The sequence below is a fragment of the Prevotella herbatica genome, assembly GCF_017347605.1.
In the GTDB taxonomy this organism is placed as follows: Bacteria; Bacteroidota; Bacteroidia; order Bacteroidales; family Bacteroidaceae; genus Prevotella; species Prevotella herbatica.
The window spans coordinates 416,524-435,801 of record NZ_AP024484.1 but is presented as its reverse complement, the minus strand read 5'-3'; the positions used below and the strand labels follow the sequence as shown (position 1 = coordinate 435,801).

10 protein-coding genes are annotated in these 19,278 nt (G+C 38.5%); 7 read left to right on the top strand and 3 right to left on the bottom strand.

The window, feature by feature from the left end:
- Positions 1-37 precede the first annotated feature (37 nt).
- The 7 genes from prwr041_RS01750 (at position 38) to prwr041_RS01720 (ending at position 15,316) form a co-directional block, all read left to right on the top strand.
- Positions 38-2,011, top strand: coding sequence for a hypothetical protein (locus prwr041_RS01750; RefSeq protein ID WP_207154613.1), 1,974 nt, complete (start codon positions 38-40; stop codon positions 2,009-2,011).
- Between the two features lie 24 nt (positions 2,012-2,035).
- The gene (locus tag prwr041_RS01745; protein ID WP_207154612.1) at positions 2,036-3,811 is read left to right on the top strand and encodes a DUF4906 domain-containing protein; all 1,776 of its coding nucleotides are present in this window, start codon (positions 2,036-2,038) and stop codon (positions 3,809-3,811) included.
- 12 nt (positions 3,812-3,823) lie between these two features.
- Positions 3,824-5,434, top strand: a complete 1,611-nt coding sequence (locus prwr041_RS01740; RefSeq protein WP_207154611.1) for a DUF4906 domain-containing protein — start codon at positions 3,824-3,826, stop codon at positions 5,432-5,434.
- An 891-nt stretch (positions 5,435-6,325) separates the two neighbouring features.
- Positions 6,326-9,601 carry a SusC/RagA family TonB-linked outer membrane protein gene (locus tag prwr041_RS01735; RefSeq protein ID WP_207154610.1) on the top strand — a complete coding sequence of 1,092 codons (3,276 nt, stop codon included), beginning with the start codon at positions 6,326-6,328 and terminating at the stop codon, positions 9,599-9,601.
- 13 nt (positions 9,602-9,614) lie between these two features.
- The gene (locus prwr041_RS01730) at positions 9,615-11,615 is read left to right on the top strand and encodes a RagB/SusD family nutrient uptake outer membrane protein (RefSeq protein ID WP_207154609.1); all 2,001 of its coding nucleotides are present in this window, start codon (positions 9,615-9,617) and stop codon (positions 11,613-11,615) included.
- Positions 11,616-11,735: 120 nt separating this feature from the next.
- Positions 11,736-12,998 carry a DUF2264 domain-containing protein gene (locus prwr041_RS01725; RefSeq protein WP_207154608.1) on the top strand — a complete coding sequence of 421 codons (1,263 nt, stop codon included), beginning with the start codon at positions 11,736-11,738 and terminating at the stop codon, positions 12,996-12,998.
- Positions 12,999-13,036: 38 nt separating this feature from the next.
- Positions 13,037-15,316 (top strand): glycoside hydrolase family 88 protein, encoded by a 2,280-nt coding sequence (locus tag prwr041_RS01720; protein ID WP_207154607.1) that lies wholly within the window; start codon positions 13,037-13,039, stop codon positions 15,314-15,316.
- 75 nt (positions 15,317-15,391) lie between these two features.
- Here prwr041_RS01720 and prwr041_RS01715 read toward each other — a convergent pair whose 3' ends face one another.
- The 3 genes from prwr041_RS01715 to rbr form a co-directional block, all read right to left on the bottom strand.
- On the bottom strand, positions 15,392-16,354 hold the full coding sequence (locus tag prwr041_RS01715) for a type I phosphomannose isomerase catalytic subunit (protein ID WP_207154606.1): 963 nt from the start codon (positions 16,352-16,354) through the stop codon (positions 15,392-15,394).
- A 94-nt stretch (positions 16,355-16,448) separates the two neighbouring features.
- On the bottom strand, positions 16,449-18,344 hold the full coding sequence (dxs, locus tag prwr041_RS01710; RefSeq protein ID WP_207154605.1) for a 1-deoxy-D-xylulose-5-phosphate synthase: 1,896 nt from the start codon (positions 18,342-18,344) through the stop codon (positions 16,449-16,451).
- A gap of 310 nt (positions 18,345-18,654) precedes the next feature.
- Positions 18,655-19,197: a rubrerythrin gene (gene rbr, locus prwr041_RS01705; protein WP_018462599.1), complete on the bottom strand. Its 543-nt coding sequence runs from the start codon at positions 19,195-19,197 to the stop codon at positions 18,655-18,657.
- Positions 19,198-19,278 lie beyond the last annotated feature (81 nt).

Here is a 19,278-nt window from a genome sequence, read left to right as displayed (position 1 = left end):
ATGATATACAAAACAAGGAAAAAGAAAAAAATAGATTATGAAGTTATTTTCACATTTGCATATATATGGCATCTTATTGTCAACAGCATTGCTTTTTACGTCCTGTTATAGTGAGGATGCACTGAATAGCAGGGGAGGTGATGCTGTGACTATATCGCTTAATTTCCGTCCAGACGGAATGGATGGTGGAACGCGTGCTAATGGTTCTATGCCAAGCAGCTCCACAGCCAACTCAGGCGAGCTTAAGATAAATCATGTATGTGTTGGTGTGTTCGATGGAAATACGAATCTTATTACATTGAAGGATTTTGACTATAGTGGTTCTGCACAGACAATGACTACATCCACAAGTGCAAAGTATATTGTGGCTGCTGTGAATATACCAGCTGAAAAGTTTTCAAAAGTCACCACAAAAACCGATTTTTATGCTATAACGCAGAATCTTGACTATACATCGTATGATGGTACATCCACTAAGGCTTCCACACTTAACAGTCAGCAACAGACAATGCTTCCGATGATAGGGGAATATTCTATTACTAGTGCTCTAACAACTACTGGGACAACAACAATTCCAATTGATCTAACTCGTCTTGTTTCAAGAGTAATGCTTACGAGTATCACAACTTCATTTATATCTCCGCTTGCAGGTGCTACATTCGTGCCTAAAGAAATATTTATGTATAATGTAGCAGATGTCACTGATTTTACGGGTAAGGTAACAGAAAACAATCGTTCTGGAGAGAGCACATCTGCGACTGTAGCTGGAGATCCATCAACGCTTGCTAACGCCCCCACACTAGGCAACTATGCCTATCTTAGTAGTGGATTGATATCTACCGCTTCATATCCTTATTATTTTTATGTGCATCCTCATTCTGACACTGCCCCAACCAAACTGGTTGTAAAGGGAGTGTTCTATCCAAAGGGTGGCAGTGAGGCTACAGGTGAGGTGATGTATTATCCAATAATCGTGAATCATTATCAGACTGGTGTGACGATAAATGGTTCGGCAGCCGCACCTACAAATGATTCGAAGATAACAAAGAATACAATATATTCACTCTCTCTGACAATAAAGGGCAGAGGAACGGCATCTCCTAGTGATGACATATCACCGGCAAGCGCATCTGTTAATGTAAGTGTTGCTTCATGGGATGCTTTATCAAAAAATGCATCAGAATATGACCCACCAATCACACTTAGTGCAGCAACATGGGGTACAGGTGGTGGAGCAATTCCGTTCCTTCCGCATCCAAACGTTGGTGAATATCTGTTTGCTGACGGTACATGGGGGACATTGGCTGCCAATTCTGGTAAAACTCCAATAGCAGTTATATTCTCAACAAATCCAACGACAACAGATAAGGCAAATGGTTTTGTACATGGGTATGCATTGGCACTACAGAATGCAAATTCAAGTAATACAATGACATGGTCTTCTAGTGATACAAAGATTCTTGCAAACGCTGCCATTAGTACCACTTATACAGCTATTAAAACGGACAAAGATGGATATACTAAAACGATGAATATTTATAATAATTATGCTTCTTCTAATTTGGAAAATTTAAAGAATACTTTTTATGCGGCATATTGGGCACTGAAGTTTAAGGATACCGTAACTCCGCCAGTAGGAACAAGCGGATGGTATTTGCCTTCTATAGGTGATTGGTATGATTTCTGTGTCAACTTAGGAGGATTACCAGATGATGTTTCACAAATGACTAATAATTACGATGGTGGATATTATTGGAATCCTAATTATAATGTTAATTATCGAGCTAATACTATTTCTGCAATTTGGAATACTTATCTTAACAATGCTGCAACTTACGGAGCAACAGTTTCGAGTTTTAATATCAGCATGCGATATTGGGCAAGTAGTCAATATGATGTATCAAATGCTTTTTATATGTCAGATGAATATGATGCCTCTGGCACATCAGGTGCTATTTGTTTGTATATAGGAACATCATTGTGTTGTGTTCGCCCCATGATAGCCTTCTAATCCTCAAAGAATGATATATATAGTATGAGAATAAAATATTTTATAAAAATAATATTCATTCAGATGGTAGTGCTAATGTTTGCATCATGTGCAGAAACAATAAAATTATCTGATGAAGATAGTCATCAGGCTACGCTTTCGTTGACAGCTAAGACTGAAGCGTTGCCAGATACTCGTGCACTTTCTTCTACAGGAACAAGTGAAAATATTGTGGACAAGTTGGCTATATTTGTTTTTGATTCTAATGGAAACGTTATTGGATATAAATTTATTGGTACGGGTTCGCTGATAACTTCAACCAGTACAGCCTATACCGTTAGCGGCATAAATACAAGAGTTGCTACAGGGTGTACAATATGTGCAATAGCAAATGTTGCGGAGGATTCTTTGAAGGATATTTCAAATGTTACAATGCTTAAAGCTGCCGCACATCGTTTTACTTCGGCTGACGAGATAGCTACAGCAAGTAACATGATGATGTATGGTGAAACAACTGCAACAATAGATATTGCTGCCGCAGGAAGTTCGGCAACAATAGGCTTGAAGCGTTTAGCGGCTCGCCATACATTTACAGTAAAGACAGCAAATGGATTCAAGCTAATGGCTTATCAGTTATGCCATGTTCCACTCTCAACATACTATTGCAGTAAGAATATTACCACAAATAATGTGTTGGGTACTAATTATAATCCTGCAAAGAGTTATGGTGATGCAGCTGCTGTAGCAGTAACAGCCTCTGCTGATGATGCCACAGGAACAACTTTCAGCGTATATCAATATGAAAATTTGGTGGGTAAACAGACAGGTGCTACATCTATGGCAAGCAGGAATATAAATAATGCTCCGGCTGATGCTAGCTATTTATTGCTATATGTAGCAGATACCAATACAGGAGAAAAATATATTAATAGAGTTTATCTAGGCGGCAATTTATCAAGCGACTACACTGATTATAGTGTATATCGCAATCTCGCCACAACATACAGTGACATAACAATAAAAGGTGCTGATATGGCTGATGCAAATGTGGAAAGAACCCATCCAGAAGTTGTGTATATTGGTGATGCCATTATTGGTAATTATCTGTATGCCGATGGAACTAATGGTAGGGTATTTAAAAAAGATGCAACTGTAGGTATTATCTATTCTAATCAATTGACGCAAGCACAATACAATGCTAACTGTCGTCACGGAAAAGTTATGGCGTTGAAAAATGCTAATAATGGGAGTAATTGTTATTGGTCAACCAATAATGGTTCTCCATATACTGATCATACAAGTACAGGACATCCTTATCTGACAAGTTTTAAAATGTACTATGACGATATCAGTAGTGGCTATGATGCTTATTCTGCAAACAGCACTTTTGTTACAAATATAGCCAATGGTGCATGGTATTATTGTAATTCTTATCAGGATGGTGTATCCAAATCATTTACAAATAGTGGTTGGTATCTTCCAAGCATTGGAGAGTGGTGGGATATTATAGAGAATCTTGGAAATTGGAATACTGATCAGAAAGCTATAATATATGACAAAAGAACACATTTGATTAATTCAGGAATAGAATCTAATTTGATAACAGGAATAAGCAACACATATTTCACAAACTTGAATAAAAAAATTGCAGAAGCTGGTGGTGATCAATTTCCAACAACAGTCGCAAATGCTTTCTGGACAGCATCTGAATATGATTCTTTGGATCCTGTTTATTTATACATGCCTAGTACAGCTATTGAATTGCATTGTGGGGTTGGTAAGGATGGTCTTCAGCCAGCTCGTTCTGTTCTGGTATATTAAAAATAAAGTTCTATGACGACAATATATAAAATACAAATAAATATAATCTTAGTGGCAATGATATTGCTTCTAGGATCTTGTGCCAACGATATTACTCAGAGTGGAACAGACACTAACGGCGAAAGAAATACTCTAAAGCTTGCGTTTAATATTGAACAGCCGAGAATTGTTACTGACGGGAATGTGATTAAGACTACTCGCTCTATGACTACTGCACAGGAATCTGTAGTAAACAGTATTTCGATAGTTGTATTCAATACTAGTGGGGGAAAGGTTGGTGAGTATTATTTAACGTTCTCTTCAGCTAAAACTACTACATTCTATGCAAGTGTACCTGTTGCTGTCGCTAATAGTTATAAGGTATATGCCGTAGCTAATGCCAGTAGTGCTACTGTTGCGTCAATGAAAGCGGCTACAACTTTAACGGCATTCAATGCCATTTCTTCAACACTGTCATCAGCAGATGATTTGAATAGCGCCACAAGTTTGGTCATGTTTGGTAAAGGTACTGCTACATTAGGTAACTCCAATGGAGTTGGTTCTACAACTAATATAAATCTCTCTCGTCTTGCTGCTAAAATAACTTTGAATTTAGCTTCAATTAATAATTATACAATAACAGGTTATCAGATATGCAATACAACGATGTCATCATATGTAAGCAGTGATAACTTGGCTACTACAAATATTAGTGGTACAACATTTAATGTAACAAATACATTCAATGATCAAGTAGAGGTAAGTGGGCTTTCTATACAGAATGCTTCTACTTCAGCTAATATCTTTATGTATGAGAATATGGCTGGTACTAATTCTGCATCTAAAACTTCTGCATTGAGAGTATCATTAAACTCACCTAAAAAAGCAACTTATTTAGTGGTTTATGCAACATCTTCTTCTAATGTGAAATGTAAATTTACTTATTACTTAGGTGGCTCATCATCATCTGATTTCACAGGTTTTGATATATCGCGTAATACTAATTATATTTATAATATTAATATAAGTGGTACTGATTTAGCCGATATGAGAGTATTGTGTCCTGGCGAGTTCTTGTTTAGTGATGGAACTTGGGGAGGAATATCTTACAACAGTTCTAAAATACCAATAGCAATTGTATTTGCTATAAATGCAACTTCTGATCATAAAAATAATGGATATACTAATGGTGAAGCTATGGCTTTGACAAACGCTTCAACTAATTGTAGTGATGGAAACAATTGTATTAGTATAGCTAAGAGTTATAGTGTTACAGCTCCCTCAAATACTTCTAATTGGTATTTGCCAAGTATTTTTGAATTCAGAAGGGTTGTTTGTTATTTAGGTGGACTGAGTGCAACAGAAGCGGACATAGTTACACCTAGTACAGGTGGAATATGGTTTTCATATGTAGCGCCATCTGTTACTTCTGTATTAAATAGTGCATTTAGTAAGTGTGGTGTAGCCTATAGTGCATTTGGATATAATCCAACTCAGGATTTTTGGACCAGTACTTCTAGTGGAGAGACTGTACATCCCTTTCTTAATGTTAATTTTTATAACAATGGACTGTTAGATGCTGATTTTAATAATGGCAATAGTGAAAATAATACACTTTATGTTAGATCGGTTATCGCATTTTAAATACGATTACATAGTAAATAATTAAGTATATTAAGCTAATAAATAAGATATAACTCAATTCTATAATGTCCCTCATGATCTTTTCATGCGAAGAGTAGGTTCGTGAGAATCGAAGGGCATAGAATATATTTATCACTATAAATTAATGGATAGTTAGTTCTATTCATTTTCTTCTAAGTCTACTTAGGCTAAGAAGAGTACATCCCGGTGGGGATGTATTTGAGAGCCTTCACACGTGAGTGTGGAGGTTCTTTAGTTTAATCTACCGCTGATTTCTGTAGATGTTTTTTGGGGATATAGCTGATGTATCTGCTAAAGCAGATGTGGTTTCCAGCAGATTATTGCTTCAATTTAAACGGCCTATTCTCCGGCAGACGAACGGCAATAGCTTTAACTACATATTCTCTCGCAGATAACGCAGAGGTCGCAGAGGAATGCAGCAGGCTGCATTATTTCGCAGAGAAAGACAGTTTGTAGTTTTGGGGTTTATCTGCGTAATCAGCGAGATCTGCGAGAGACAATTGGCGTTTCTTTGTGCAATAGCTTGAGTCCTCTTATGTGAATATTTTCTCGCAGACTAAATACAGTAACATGAACGGCATGCTCTCCCATAGATTACTCTAATTGCAAAATCTATGGGATAATAATTAGGTTATGCAGGTACTACAATTTGCTTTAAGTGTAGAAATTGATGTAATCTTGCAAAATCTTATTAATTCATGCAAATCCTTTAAAAATGGGCATAAATCACATTCTGTTCCCTTAAAATCACATTTTGTACCCCTCGCTTTAACGAATATAAACGATATTTGCAAACGGAATATTTGTTGTCGTTGATTGACAACTATGTAACCGAGATTTTAAACAATACCTAACTTAATAACTTGAATAATGGAATATGTTAATCTTTCAATCATGCCTAGAAAATTGTTTGTTTTGATGGCTATGGCTGCAGGGTGCTCGCTGACTCCTATTGATGCAATGGCACTTGATGCCGTTCAGATTACTCAGCAAGCTAACTCTATTAAAGGTAGGATTCTTGATTCTACGGGCGAACCTATTATTGGTGCTACTGTAAAAGTAAAAGGGTCTAAAACCGGAACTGTTACCGATCTTGACGGTAATTTTAATATTAATGCCGCTCCAGGAGCAATGCTTGAAGTTACTTATGTCGGATATAAACCGCAAACGGTTAAAGCCGGTAGAGAATTTTTGAATATCAAGCTGGCTGAAAACTCTGAAACTCTTAATGAAGTCGTTGTTGTAGGATATGGTACAATGCGCAAGAAGGACCTTACCGGTTCTGTGGTTCAGATAAATCCAAACAAGCTCGCTGACCAGAATCCAGGTACTGTACAGGACTTGCTTCGTGGAACTCCAGGTTTGCAGATTGGATATGATCCTTCAGCAAAGAGCAGTGCCTCAATTCAGCTTCGTGGACAAAACTCACTTTATACTGACGGTGGACACAATTCTCCATTGCTGATTCTTGATGGTATGGCTTTCTATGGTGAACTTTCTGAAATCAATCCTGATGATATTGCACAGATTGACGTTCTGAAAGATGCTTCTTCTGCAGCTATATATGGTGCAAAAGCTGCTAGTGGTGTTATCATCATAACAACAAAGAAAGGTAAGAGTGGTAAACCTACTATTAACGTAAGTGCTAACTGGGCTGCAAATACGAAGTCAGCTTATCGCGAAGTATTCAATGCTTCTGAATACATGAAGTATCGTGAAGATTGGTACAAAGCTACCACATACGGATATGATGCTGCCGGAAATTGGGGCTATTATGGTGTGAATAGTGGTACGCCAGCTGGATATTATGACAATGTAGATAATCTGTCACAATACGGACTTACTGCCGACCAATGGTCAAAGATGGGATCTGTACAGCTACAGTCTGGTGAAACATACCAGTCTTTGTATGCAAGACGACTCAAACTTAACGAAGCCATGAACGTATATAACAATTACTTGGCTGGAAAGACTTACAACTGGTATGACAGTACTTTCAGAACAGGTGTTAATCAAGACTATAATGCTAGTATATCTGGAGCTTCAGACCGTGTGAACTATTATGCTTCATTCGGATATATGAAGAATCAAGGTGTAGTAGAAGGAAATAACTATCACGCATTCCGTTCAAACATGAAGTTGAACGCTAAGGTCACGGACTGGTTGGAAATGGGTGTAAACGTGAATTTTCAGGACCGCTCAGACGGTGATATAGCTGTGGCTCTGGGAACTAACTATTGGGATAATAACCAAACTCGCAATTCTCCTTTTGCTCCAATCAAAGATGATCAGGGTAATTATGTACAGTATCCTATGAATGGAACTCCTACAAACGGAGGATACAACTATTGGTTTGATCGCCAGTATCTTGATCTGGACAAGGGATATACCGTGTTGAACACTATTTTCAACGCTAAGGTAACACTGCCTTTCGGTATTACATACCAGTTTAATATCTCTCCACGTTATCAGTGGTTCTATAATAGATATTTTATGTCAGCAGAACTTCCAAACAGTTCTCCAGCATCACGTGGTGCTGATCGTGAAACATCTAAGGATTTTGACTATTCTCTGAATAATACTATTACATGGGATAAAGTGTTTAACAAAGATCATCACTTCACACTCACCCTTGTGCAGGAAGCAGAAGAGATGCGCTATTGGGATGACAGAATAGAGGCACGCAATATTACTCCTTCTGATGCTCTTGGATTCCATTATATATCAGGTGCCAATATGGATCAGAGTAAATTCAATGTAAACGACACTCATTCTACAGCTGCAGCCTACTTAGGTCGCTTGTTCTATGCATATAAAGAGCGCTATATGGTTACAGCTTCTGTTAGACGTGACGGATATTCTGCATTCGGTTCTAACAATCCTTGGGCTACATTCTGGTCATTGGGAGGCAGCTGGATATTCTCAGAGGAACCTATGGTAAAGAAGGCTTTGCCTTGGCTTGATATGGGTAAGTTGCGCGCATCATACGGTACAAACGGTAACCGCTCGCTGAAAGATACATACCTATCTCTTTCAAACCTTACAAGCCTTCCTAATCAAGGTACTATGGTATACTATAATAATGGTAATGCCGACATCGTGAAGACACTCGCAATGTCACGCCTAGGTAATCCTAATCTTGAGTGGGAAAAGACTTCTGCTTGGAACTTGGGACTTGATTTCGCTGTTCTTGGTCAGAGACTAAGCGGTAGCATAGATTGGTATTTCAAGAAGACCAATAATATGATTATGGCACAGCGCCTTCCTAACTATACAGGTTTTAGCAGTATCACAACTAACCTTGGTGAAGTTCATAACTCAGGTGTGGAGTTGACCCTAAACTCTGTAAACATTAAAAATAAAGACTTTGAATGGACTACCTCTGCTGGTTTTTCATATAACAAGAACACAATTAAGCACTTGTATTATGACTATGATGCAAATGGAGTAGAGCGTGATGATACTTCAAATAATTGGTTTATTGGTCATCCTGTAGGTGAGATATGGTCTTGGGAAACTAATGGTATCTGGCAAAAGAGTGAGGCTGCTCAGGCAGCTTTGGTAAATCAGAAACCTGGTGATCCAAAAGTTATAAACTACTGTACTGATGATGATAAGGTTCTTGCCGATGGAACACGTGTTCCTGTTTACAATGATAAGGATAAAGTTTTTCTTGGAACTACAAATCCTCCTATCTATTGGAACTTGCGCAATGAGTTTACACTCTGGAAGGACTTTACATTCTCATTCTCTCTTTATTCATACATGGGACATAAGAGCCTTGAGGGATATTATCTGAATCAGGATAACGGAGGTTCAATGATCACTAATGCATTTAATGTATTTAAGAAAGAATATTGGACTCCTGAGAATCCGTCAAATACTTATGCACGTCTTGACGCAGTAGGTCCTACGGGATGTACTGGGGTGCAAAAACTACATAATCGCAGTTTTGTACGTCTTGACAATATAAGTATAGGTTATACACTTCCACGTGAATGGACACGCAAGGTTATGGTTGAAAGAGTTCGTATAAACGCAAGTGTGAACAATGTATTCACAATAGACAGTTGGGAATATGGTGATCCAGAAACAAGCGGCTTGGCCACACGTGCATTCAATCTTGGAATAAATGTTACACTTTAATTTGCAATACATCATGAACTATATAAGTAATATATTTAAAGGCAGTGCGGCATTTGTCATGGCGACAATGCTCGTTAGTTGTGGTGACTCATTTTTGGGTCAAGACCCACTGTCATTCTATGAGCCTTCAACAACATATAGCAATGAGGCTGGATTGAAGTCAGCTCTTGGTATGTGTGACCTAGAGTTGAAGACAATCATAATGGATGGAAACGGAAACGTTCTTCCAATGGCTTCCAACTATAATATGTCTGATATTGGCTTATATGCCAAGACAGATATGGGTGGTGGTTTCCAAGATAACTTTGATGCAAAGCTAACTCCTACATCTGGTATGAACGGTGGTGGTGATGGTAATGCCATGCAACGTTTTTGGGATGAAGGATATACAGGTGTGAAATATGCTAATACTGTGCTATCATACGTAGATAAAGCACAAGGACTTGATGATAATACAAGAAACATTTATAAAGGACGTGCTTATTTCCACCGTGCATTGAGATATTACTATCTGACATTACAGTTTGGTGATATTCCATTGGTAACAAAGATTATCACAAAACCAAAGCAAGACTATAAGAGTACATCAAAGGAAGCTATTTTCAAGATGCTTGTAAACGACTTGGAGTTTGCTGTGAAATACGTGCCTTCTCAGTCTGCAATGACTGATATCGGTATGGTAAACAAAGAGGCATGCTTGCAGCTTTTAGCAAAATGCTATCTTGTTACAGGACAATATGACAAGGCAGAACAGACTGCTACAGATCTTATAAGTAACTATGGTCTGCACTTGATGGAAAGTCCATTCGGAACATTTGTTGCCGGAAACCAAAAGACATGGCCTATCACACGTAATGTACTTTGGGATCTTCATCGTGGCGAAAATGTATGCGATCCTGCAAACAAGGAACTCATTATGCCTATATTGAACTTCAATGATCAGAATTTCACAGGATATAGTATTATGCGTGCATGTTTTGCACATTGGGGTAACGGTGTAATTAAGGATCCTTCAGGAATTTCTCCAGCTGGAAAGAATATTGCACGTAACAATGCTGATTATGATGAAAACAACGACTGGGTAAGATCTATCGGACGTGGTATTGGATGTTTCAGAACATCAAAGCATTATAATCAGGCTATCTGGAACGTAGACGGAACTCCTGACTATCAAGACTTGCGTCACAACCGTAAGGTTGGAAACTGGGTAGAAATGGAAGACATAAGATATAGTAATAAAAAGTCTCCTTACTATGGTAAGAACTATCAGCTATATGCTACTGAAGACTATGTTGACGGCACTGGCAAGACTATCGTTCACAAGGGAGATTTGCTTTGTGGAGATACGATAAGAAGCTGGTATCCTACACCGCTATACCAATGCTATATATTGGATAAGACAGCAGAAGGTAACTTAGGTGCAAATCAGTTTAACGGTGCATCTACTGGGTCTAATGGAAACCTTTATCTCTTCCGTCTAGCTGAAACTTATTTGATTCGTGCCGAGGCACGTTTCTATCAAGGAAATACAACAGGTGCAGCTGATGACGTGAACGTAGTACGTAAGCGCGCAAACGCACGCCATATGTTTACAACTGTTACAATAGGTGATATTCTTGACGAACGAGCTCGTGAACTTTATATGGAAGAGTGGAGACAGCCAGAAATGACACGTGTAGCTTGGTGTCTTGCAAAGAGTGGACAGCCAGATGAATGGGGACACACTTATGACATAAAGACATGGGACAAGCAAGAGGGTACAGATCGCACTGGTGGAAGCTATTGGTATCAGCGTCTTATTAACTACAGTCTATTTAATAATGGCATCATACAGTCAAACGGTATAAGTTTGGAATATAAGGTTAACAAGCACAATCTATTCTGGCCTATTCCTAATTCTGCAATAACAGCTAATACGGGTGCTGCATTGAGGCAGAACTATGGATATGACGGATATAATGAATCTACACAAATGTGGACTAATTGGGAAGATGCTGTCGCTGATGAAAAATAGGTAATTAAGATGTTTATGGATAACGTTAATTATTAATAGGTTATAATTTACGGCGGAGTAATCAAATATAATGGTTATTCCGTCGTTTTATCTTAAATGGGTAATAATAAATAGTTTGTTATGATTAGATATATTAAGTTATTTGTCGTAGCACTGGCTTTGCTTATGCCTCTTGGCATTTCGGCAAAGAAGAAGGTGCAGATGAACGATCGTGAGTATTGGAGTTCACAAGCTTGGAAAATGTCACGTCCTGTATTGGAGAACATGGCGAAGGGTGAACTGGTAAAGAACATGAAGATGGAATTCAGCCCTAGTTTCGACAACCGAAACAAAAAGGTTGCCTATATGGAATGTTTTGGTAGACTTATGGCAGGTATCGCACCTTGGCTTTCGTTGCCAGATGATAATACTGCTGAAGGCACTAAACGTAAGCAACTTAGGGAGTGGGCACTTAGAAGCTATGCTAACGCCGTAGATCCGACATCTCCTGATTATCTGTGCTGGGGTATCGGCGGTCAGAATCTTGTAGATGCAGCATATATTGCTGAAAGCTTTCTTCGTGGATATGATTCATTATGGAAACCGCTGGATGATACTACAAAACAAAGATATCTTGCTGAATTTAAGAAATTAAGAAAGATTGATCCTCCTTATACCAACTGGTTGTTGTTCTCGTCAACGATAGAGAGTTTTATGGCAAAGGCTGGGGGGGATTATGACGAGTATCGTGTGAACTCAGCATGTCGTAAAGTCGAGGAGTGGTATGTTGGTGACGGATGGTTCTCTGATGGTCCTGAGTTTGCTTTTAATTATTATGGTAGTTATGTATTTCATGCAATGTATCTGGAAACATTACAGGCTATGATTGATGCTAAGGCAAGTACTCGTCTTGACTATAAAAAGTATTATGACAGACAGTTGAAGCGTACACAGAGATACTCAATTATTTTGGAACGCTTCATATCTCCAGAAGGTACATTCCCTGTATTTGGCCGTAGTATTCCTTATCGTAATGCTGCGATGCAGCCGTTGGCTCTTTTGGCATGGATGAAAGCTCTTCCAACAGAACTTACAAATGGTCAGGTGAGAGCTGCCCTTACAAAGGTGATGCATCGTATGTGGGATGAACACAATAACTATAATGATGCAGGTTTTCTTACCATCGGTTTTTGTGGAAGTCAGCCTGATGCAGCCGATTGGTACACCAATAATGGAAGTGAATATATGGCTTCGTTAACCTTTATGCCATTGGGACTGCCTGCTGATGACCCTTTCTGGACTGTGAAAGCTGAACCTTGGACACAGGTCAAGGCATGGGGTGGAGATAAATTTCCTAAAGACCACGTGTGGACGGATACTCCACAACCTAAGGATAAATGGTAGAGATTATACATAATAACGAATAATATATATTATATATAATGAAGAAATTAATGATTTCGACAATGCTTATGCTTGCGTGCACAAGCTGTATGGCTTTTAGTGCGCAACAGAAAAAGATTGTGGAGATGATAGAAAAGGTGAATGATTACTGGCAGTCTCATCATAAACCCGAAACAAGGGCTTTCTGGGATAATGCCGCTTATCATACCGGTAATATTGAAGCTTACAAACTTATGCCAAACAGGCAATGGCTTGAATATTCTACTAAATGGGCAGAACACAATAAATGGATGGGAGCTACAGAAAAGGATGCCTCGAAATGGAAATATAAGTTTTATGGTGAAGACCAACAGCATGTATTATTCGGTGACTGGCAGATTTGTTTTCAGACATATATTGATTTGTGTAATATTTCTTATGGTCCAAAGGCTGACAGAAATGAGATGCTTAATGATTTCCGTCTGAAAAGAGCTCTTGAGGTAATGGGATATGAAGCTGATTCAAAGAAACACGACTATTGGTGGTGGGCAGACGCTCTGTATATGGTAATGCCAGTAATGACAAAGATGTATAATTTGACGGGTGAAGAGAAATACCTAGATAAACTTTATGATAACATCTGTTACAGTGATAGCATCATGTTGGATAAAAAAACTGGGCTTTATTTCCGTGATGGTAAATATGTTTATCCACGTCATAAGACGAATAGCGGTAAGAAGGACTTCTGGGCAAGAGGTGACGGATGGGTTCTTGCTGGACTTGCAAAAGTGCTACAGGATATGCCACATACATATCGTCATTATGATTTCTTTGTCAAAAAATATATTACTCTTGCTGATGCTGTTGCTAAACTTCAGCAGAAAGAAGGGTATTGGACTCGCTCAATGATGGATCCGTTGCAGGCTCCAGGACCAGAGACTAGTGGCACGGCTTTCTTTACTTATGGAATGCTATGGGGTGTAAACAATGGGATTCTTGACGATGCGAAATATCGCCCTGTGATAAACAGAGCATGGAAGTATCTTTCGGAAGAAGCATTGCAGTCTGATGGAAAGATTGGCTATGTTCAGCCTATTGGAGAAAAAGCTATACCAGGTCAGGTTGTCGGCAAAGACTCTGAAGCTAATTTTGGAACAGGTGCTTTTCTGCTTGCAGCTTGTGAATATGTGAAGTATATCGGAAAGGGATTGCAAAGATTTTCTTTCAACGTTCATAATGGGCTTGATTTTCAGATTCAGAGATTAGCAGAAGTTAACATTGACAGTGTATATGCTGGTTTGGGATGCGGAAATGAAGATGACATTATCGTAAGAGATGCTCATGGAAACGAGGTGGAGTATCAGAAAAGTTATAATGGCAAACTTCTTGTTGATGCATCTGTAAGACCAAACGGAAACGCTGTCTTTTATGTTGAACGAGGACAACATTCCGCAATGAAGAATTTTGTTTATGGTGCGTACTATAAGATAAGAAAAGATGATATTGCTTGGGAAAACGACCGAGGAATGTATAGGGCGTATGGACCTGCACTTCAAAGGAGTGGCGAAAAGGCTTACGGATTTGATGTATGGGTGAAGAATACTCCTGAACTTGTTATGGATAAGCGATACAAGATTGATTATGATGCCAATATTATAGAGGATTCACTTTACAGAATAGGAAAGAAAGAAGAGGCTAGAGCTATTGACGATGCAACTTCTTTTCATTATGATCACGGCAACGGTATGGATTGTTACAGTGTAGGACCGACTTTAGGTTGTGGTACGCCTGCATTGATGAAAGACGGAAAAATGATTATGCCTTACTGTTATAAAGATTATGAGATATTGGATAATGGTCCATTAAGATTTACTGTGAGACTTGATTTCAATCCTGTTAGCATTGGAAGTGATAAGAATGTAGTGGAACACCGCTTGATAAGTCTTGATAAAGGCAGTAACTTTAATAGAATTACAGTCTGGTATGATGGTATGAAGTCGGCTTGTAAACTTGTTACGGGTGTTGTTCTTCATAGTTCTGATGGTGCTGTGCTTGATAAAGAAACTGTTTTGTATGCCGATCCTACTGATGATCCGGATAAGAACAATTCACAGATCTATGTCGGTGTATTGTTTCCTTATGGCAACATTACAACAAAATTGATGATGACAAAGCCTGAGAATGGGATTTATGGACATGCTGTTGGTATAAAAGATGATTATCGAGGTGAGAAGTTTACTTATTTATTCGGTTCTGCATGGAGTAAATATGATGTGAGAAATATGCAGGAATGGATTGTAAGATCAAATAGTGCATTGACGGTAGCTAAATCAAACTAGTTAGTTGTTTATAATAAAAAAGCACGAAGAATGGTTATCTATTCTTCGTGCTTTTTTGTGTGTATATGCTAAAAATTAAATGTAAGACTCAAGGAATTTTATCTCACCTTTTATATATACATACTTTGTTGTTGCAGGTATGAGTATTGATTCACCTGCCTCTAAAGAAATATTGTTTTCTTCATTGTCACTTATATCCGCATGTCCTTTAAGACAAACAAAGATAACGAAACTGTCAAGACTACTATAGTCAATTGTCACAGGTTCGTTAAGGTCATATATGCTAGTGCAGAAATAAGGGCAGTGTACAAGACTTACACCTTGATTCTTTTCTGATTTATAATCTGTGTGATAGTCATTCTCTACATTGTAGTCAATGCTTTCAGCAGCCTGTTTTGTGTGAAGTTGGCGATAGTTTCCGTCTTTATCTTTGCGCTTGAAGTCATAAATACGCCATGTGACATCACTTGTCTGTTGTATCTCGGCAAGAAAGCATCCTTTACCAGTGCTATGTATTCTTCCCGCAGGCAAGAAAAAACAGTCACCTTCTTTTACCGTATATTCAGCAAGCACATCAGTGATCGTATCATTTTCAACAATCTTCTCGTATTCTTCTGGTGTAATCTTCTTCTTTAGTCCAATTCTCAGCTTTGCGTTTTCATCACTGTTCATGATATACCACATCTCAGTCTTTCCACGCTTCAAACCTTGCTTTTTGGCAATTTCGTCGTTAGGATGTACTTGAATAGACAATTGGTCTTTTGCGTCGATAAATTTAACTAGCAAAGGAAATTCGTTGCCGAAATGTTTGTAGTTTTCTTCTCCTAGAAGTTTACCTTTAAGTTTTGCTAATAAGTCATTTAGTTTTGTTCCTGCATATTCGCCTTCGGCTATTATGCTTTCATGGTCTTTTACTCCCGATATTTCCCAACTCTCACCAACGTTTTCTTGGTTTATCGCCAGGTGTTTAAACGGAATTATTTTGTCGCCACCCCAAATAGTGGATTTCAGTAGTGGATTGAATTTAATAGGTTTCATATAATATATTTAGTTGTGTTTTCATATAGCCGACAGGAATATCACCAAAACGGTGAATATATCCATGGGCACTTGTGTGTTTTATTGATTAATGTCATCTTAAGTTCTTTATCGCGTCAATGATACTATCAGAATCAATATGGCATATCTTCTGAAGTTCGTCGACTGGTCCGTGTTCAACAAAAGAGTCGGGGATACCCAGACGGGTAATCTTTGGAGTGTATCCATTGTCACTCATCCATTCAAGGATAGATGAACCAAATCCTCCGTTACGTACTCCATCTTCGATTGTTATTATGCGATTGAATTTCTTCCCTATTTCGTGAAGTAAATTATTGTCTAATGGTTTTAAGAAACGCATGTCGTAATGTGCTACACTTAGTGTGTTATCTGAGGCACAATAATCCTTGATGGCATTCTCAACATTATTGCCGATAGGACCAATACTAAGTATTGCAACATCTTTACCGTCATGGAGTTTTCTGCCGGTTCCAACTTCTATTTCTTCCAATGGACATTTCCAGTCGGTAAGAACTCCTCGTCCACGTGGATACCTAATAACAAACGTTCCTTTATCAGGAAGTTGCGCTGTGTACATGAGACGGCGCAATTCATGCTCGTCCATCGGGCTTGCTATTGTAATGTTAGGAATAGGGCGCAGTGCTGCCATGTCAAATACGCCATGATGCGTAGGACCATCTTCCCCGACTAATCCTGCACGATCAAGACAAATCACAACTGGCAGATTAAGTATTGTTACATCGTGAATAATATTATCATAAGCCCTTTGAGCAAAAGCACTGTAGATATTGCAGAATGGCTGCAGTCCGTCTTTTGCCATACCTCCAGAGAATGTTATAGAGTGTCCTTCGGCTATTCCAACGTCGAATACACGATCAGGCATTTCTTTCTGCATTATATTCATAGAACAGCCTGTAGGCATAGCAGGAGTAACACCAACTATATTTGGATTCTGTTCTGCTAGTTCCAAAAGTGTCTTTCCGAATACATCCTGAAATCTAGGAGGCAGGTTGCTGCTGTCGGCAATCATACGTTCGCCAGTTTCTGGATCAAACTTACCAGGAGCATGCCATATTGTTGCAGCCTTCTCAGCTGGCTCATATCCTTTACCCTTTACAGTATGAAGATGTAGAAGTTTTGGACCTTTCATATTCTTCAGTTGCTGAAGAACTCTTACTATTTCCTTAACGTTATGTCCGTCAAAAGGTCCGAAATATCTAATGTTCATACCCTCAAAGATATTTTGCTGATGACTTATCGCACTTTTCAATGCATTGTTTAGTCTGATGATACCTTTTCTACGGTCTTCATTCAGATATCCTTTGCTATGCAGCCATTTGCTAGCTTTGAAGCGCAAACGATTGTAAGTCTCGTTAGTGTCAAGGTTAAGCAAATACTGTTCCATGCCTCCTACGGCACGGTCAATAGACATATCGTTGTCGTTGAGGATTATCAGTAAGTCATTTGGTGTGCTTGATGCGTTGTTTAGTCCTTCAAATGCCAAACCTCCGCTCATAGCTCCGTCTCCGATGACAGCAACAACATGACGTTGGTCGTTATGCTTAGCTGCCACAGCCATACCTAATGCCGCTGAAATGGAATTACTAGCGTGTCCGCATGTAAAAGTATCGTATTCGCTTTCGCGTGGATTAGGAAATGGGCATATACCATGAAACTTACGGTTGGTACAGAATTTATCTCTACGTCCTGTAAGTATTTTGTGTCCATAAGCCTGATGTCCAACATCCCATACAATACGGTCTTCCGGTGTATTGTATACGTAATGCAGAGCAACAGTTATTTCCACAACACCTAGCGATGATGCGAAGTGTCCTGGATTAACAGAAACTTCATCAATAATATCCTCGCGTAGTTCCTTGCAGATTTCGGGTAACTGTTCAACGTTGAGCTTACGAAGATCTGCCGGATATATAATATTACTTAGTAATCCAAATTTGCTTTTGTCCATCAATACTTTTAGCATGATTATTTGTGCAAAGATACTGCAAGCCTCACACAATACAAAATAAAAAATGAAATATTTTATTTAATTACGGTGTATGTCCCTATCTTAAAGGTTATTTTCAATACAGCTTTTTTGTTTTGATGGTATGGTGTTTTGTGTTATTTTTCAGATACTCTCTTTGGGGCTACAAAATAAATACGAATTGATTAATCCTGTATATCAATAAGCTGTTTACTCAGAATTATGATAAAGTTCAGATAATTAAACTAAAAAGAGGCAGCTAATTAAGCTGCCTCTTTATTATAGATATTATTTAATAGTTCTCTGCACTTATTTCGAAGAAACTCTTTGGGTGATTGCACGTTGGGCAAATTTCAGGAGCTTTCTTTCCTATAATGATATGTCCGCAGTTACGGCATTTCCAGATGCGATCTCCATCACGTGAGAATACAATTCCGTCCTTGATGTTTTGCAACAGTTTCAAGTAACGCTCTTCATGATGCTTTTCAATAGCAGCAACAAGCTCAAATTTTCTAGAGATCTCATCAAAGCCTTCTTCTTTAGCTTCTTTAGCCATTCGAGCATACATGTCAGTCCACTCGTAGTGCTCTCCGCCTGCAGCGTCAACTAAGTTATCCATAGTGGGTGCAAAATCTCCACCATTGAGATACTTAAACCAAAGTTTTGCATGCTCTTTTTCATTTCCAGCAGTCTCTTCGAAAAGAGCTGCTATCTGCTCATAACCCTCTTTCTTAGCTTTTGAGGCATAATAAGTATATTTGTTACGTGCCATGCTCTCACCTGCAAAGGCGTCATGTAGGTTTTTCTCTGTTTTTGTACCTTTTAAATCTTTCATATCGATTTATTTTTAATAATTTATACTTTCATGATAAATTTATCATCAACGACAAAGATAAATTATATTTTGAATATATCA